The sequence below is a fragment of the Endozoicomonas sp. ALC013 genome (genome assembly GCF_049310205.1).
GTDB lineage: Bacteria > Pseudomonadota > Gammaproteobacteria > Pseudomonadales > Endozoicomonadaceae > Endozoicomonas.
This window is the reverse complement of the sequence record NZ_JBLYNS010000336.1, coordinates 1-2,046: the sequence shown is the minus strand read 5'-3', so window position 1 is coordinate 2,046 and position 2,046 is coordinate 1. Positions and strand designations below refer to the sequence as shown.

At 53.0% G+C, this 2,046-nt stretch carries 2 protein-coding genes; both read left to right on the top strand.

From position 1 onward, the window contains the following. A partial coding sequence (locus ACO6V1_RS23645) for a DUF1601 domain-containing protein (protein ID WP_422469006.1) occupies positions 1-877 on the top strand: 877 nt, incomplete at its 5' end. Positions 878-922: 45 nt separating this feature from the next. Then, a partial coding sequence (locus ACO6V1_RS23640) for a hypothetical protein (RefSeq protein ID WP_422469004.1) occupies positions 923-2,046 on the top strand: 1,124 nt, incomplete at its 3' end.

The window sequence follows — 2,046 nt, the reverse complement described above, 5'->3', positions numbered from 1 at the left end:
TCGAGCCGAACAAAGCCAGCTGATACATTTGCTGCAAAATTTTACAGTAACACGGAGCTGGAACTGGCGAAGCCTGACGACAACACTTCATTCATTGACTTCAGCGGGTGTTTTTACCTTTCATAAACCCATGGATGAGCGTGTTAAGCTTACTCAAGCTCACTTATTGTCAAGGCTACTTGATGCAATAATATTTAACTGCAACCAAAAAACTGAAGCCAGGAATATTGATGCTCAGGGAATTGCCAACCTGCTGTGGGCCATGGCGAAACTGGTGGACAATGGGCAGAAGCAGACACCAGAGTTCAAAGAGGCCGTGGCCGCCCTGTTGCGCCTCGTGAATGCACAGAAAGACCAATTTATTCCTCAGGGTATCGCCAACCTGCTGTGGGCCATGGCGAAACTGGTGGACAACGGGCTGGAGTGGACATCTGGGCTCAAAGAGGCGGTGGTCGCGCTGTTACCCCACGTGAACGCACAGAAAGACCAATTTAAGGCCCAGGGAATCGCCAACCTATTGTGGGCCATTACGAAACTGGTGGACAACGGGCAGGAGCGGACACCAGGGCTCAACGAGGCCGTGGCCGCCCTGTTGCCCTATGTGAACGCACAGCAAAACCAATTTATTCCTCAGCATATCGCCAACCTGCTGTGGGCCATGGCGAAACTGGTGGACAATGGGCAGGAGCAGACACCATCGCTCAACGAAGCCCTGGTCGCGTTGTTATCCCGGGTGAACGCACAGAAAGACCAATTTAATGTCCAGGATATCACCAACCTGCTGTGGGCCATGGCGAAACTGGTGAACAACGGGCAGAAGCAGACACCAGGGCTCAACGACGCCGTGGCCACACTATTGCCCCACGTGAACGTATAGAAAGCTAACTTTAAACCACAGGATATCACCAACCTGCTGTGGGCCATGGCGAAACTGGTGAAAAACGGGCAGGGGCGGACACCTGAGCTCAAAGAGGCCGTGGCCGCGCTGTTGCCCCATGTGAACGCACAGAAAGCTGACTTTAAACCACTGGTTATCGCCAACCTGCTGTGGGCCATGGCAAAACTGTCGGACTACAGCCAGGAGCAGACACCAGAGTTCATCGAGGCCGTGGCCGCGCTGTTGCACTGCGTGAACGCACAGAAAGACCAATTTATTCCTCAGCAGATCAGCAACCTGCTGTGGGCCATGGCAAAACTGGTGGACAACGGGCTGGAGCGGACACCAGGGCTCAACGAGGCCGTGGACGCCCTGTTGCCCTACGTGAACGCACAGAAGGACCAATTGAATGCCCAGCATATTGCCAACCTGCTGTGGGCCATGGCGAAACTGGTGGACTACGGGCAAAAGCGGACACCAGCGCTCAACGAGGCTGTGGCCACGCTGTTGCCCCATGTGAACGCACAGAAAGACCAATTTCTTCCTCAGCACATCGCCAACATGCTGTGGGCCATGGCGAAACTGGTGGACAACGGGCAGGAGTGGACACCAGAGTTCAAAGCGGCCATGGCCGCACTGTTACCCCACGTGAACGCACAGAAAGCTAACTTTAAACCACAGGGCATCGCCAACCTGCTGTGGGCCATGGCGAAACTGGGTGAACTCGTTGAGCTGAATGTGTTTACCTCTACGTTCGAATCGCTTGTCTACCGAATCAGTGAAAATCCTCCGCTCTCCAGGCAAGATATATTGATATCTCTCTGGGGCGTAATGGTATGCTGTGCCAGGTTGTCGCTGGTCTCCAATGCCAATAAAAATAACGTGTTTGAAAAGCACATGGATGACCTGTTGACTCGCCTGGAAAATACATCCCTGGACAATGAAAAGGATCGACACATTATTACTATGGCCGCCAGTTGGCTTGGCAGAGCGTGTCCGATCGTCCCCCATTACCGGACAACCATTTCAGAACCTCAAACTTTCTTCCGCGATCAACTCCAGTCATGCATGCCCTCTTTGAAGATTGAAGAAGAAAAGTGCCTGAACTCATTGCCTCCAGTTGACCTGCTACTGCCAGATCACAACATTATTATTGAAGTTCAGGGGCC